1 protein-coding gene is annotated in these 1452 nt (G+C 26.2%); it reads left to right on the top strand.

The window, feature by feature from the left end; all coding sequences use genetic code 11:
- Complete coding sequence (locus JIC14_RS02030; protein WP_199397407.1) at positions 1-882, top strand: replication protein RepA; 882 nt, start codon at positions 1-3, stop codon at positions 880-882.
- The last annotated feature ends 570 nt before the right edge of the window (positions 883-1452 follow it).

Raw genomic sequence — 1452 nt, forward strand, 5'->3', positions numbered from 1 at the left:
ATGTTTTTCCGTTACAATAAATTAATTAAAAATGCATTAAAAATCGAAAAAAAAGAAACTAAAAAGGCTAATGCTTTGGGGTATATAGCAAGAACATTAGCTCAAGCTACATTACCTCATACTGATCCAAAACTTCCAATTGGTACACTTTATAGTCGAAATACAGGGCAATTAATCTTGTCAATTATCCCAACAAGTCCGCGTCATGGAATTCCATATGGTTCTATACCTCGTTTAATTTTAGCATGGATTTGCAGTGAAGCTATAAAAACTAAACAGCGTATACTTTTTCTTGGAAAATCACAAAATGATTTTTTAAAACAAATTAATTTACATAATAATGGAAGAGATATTGCTCGTTTTCGTGAACAAGCTTTACGCTTATTTAAATCAGTTATTTCTATTGAATATAGTGATGAAAAAAAAAATGACTTATCATCTCGATTATTAATTTCTGAATCTTCACATATATTTTGGAATACAAAAACAAATAAAAGACAAAAAAAATGGGAAAGTTCATTAGAACTTTCAGATGGATTTTTTAGAGAAATTATAGCCGCCCCTGTTCCAATAGATATGCGTGTATTTCATGCTTTAAGTAAATCCCCGTTAGCAATGGATATATATACATGGTTAGTTTATCGTATATTTGTTTTACAAAAATCTAAACGATCTTCTGTTTTTATACCATGGGTTAATCTAAAATTTCAATTTGGAGTCGGTTACCCAAATACTAATCAAGGTTTTCAAGATTTTAAAAAACGTTTTCGATTAAGATTAAAAGAAGTTTTATTATTTTATAAAAAAGCCCATGAACATGTGAAAGAAAACAAAATTGGGTTAACTTTAACTCCTTGTAAATTTCATATTTCTTCTTATTAGATTAATTAAAAACACATTAAATATTAAAAAGTAAAAAACGCTAAAAACACTAAAATAATACCCTTAAAAATAAAAATATTAATTTAAGCCATATAATCCTTATGTTAACTTAAAAATCCAAAAATAAGACTTATTTTACCTCTTTAAACAAAGGAAATTAAACTATTATTATTCCATAATTTAATAAAATTTCAATTTGGAGTCGGTTACCCAAATACTAATCAAGGTTTTCAAGATTTTAAAAAACGTTTTCGATTAAGATTAAAAGAAGTTTTATTATTTTATAAAAAAGCCCATGAACATGTGAAAGAAAACAAAATTGGGTTAACTTTAACTCCTTGTAAATTTCATATTTCTTCTTATTAGATTAATTAAAAACACATTAAATATTAAAAAGTAAAAAACGCTAAAAACACTAAAATAATACCCTTAAAAATAAAAATATTAATTTAAGCCATATAATCCTTATGTTAACTTAAAAATCCAAAAATAAGACTTATTTTACCTCTTTAAACCCTACGTGCGATTTGTCTCAACCCTACGTGCGATTTGTCTCAACCCTACGAGCGA

Origin of the sequence: Candidatus Profftella armatura (Diaphorina cf. continua), assembly GCF_016593155.1 — a bacterium.
In the GTDB taxonomy this organism is placed as follows: Bacteria; Pseudomonadota; Gammaproteobacteria; order Burkholderiales; family Burkholderiaceae; genus Profftella; species Profftella armatura_A.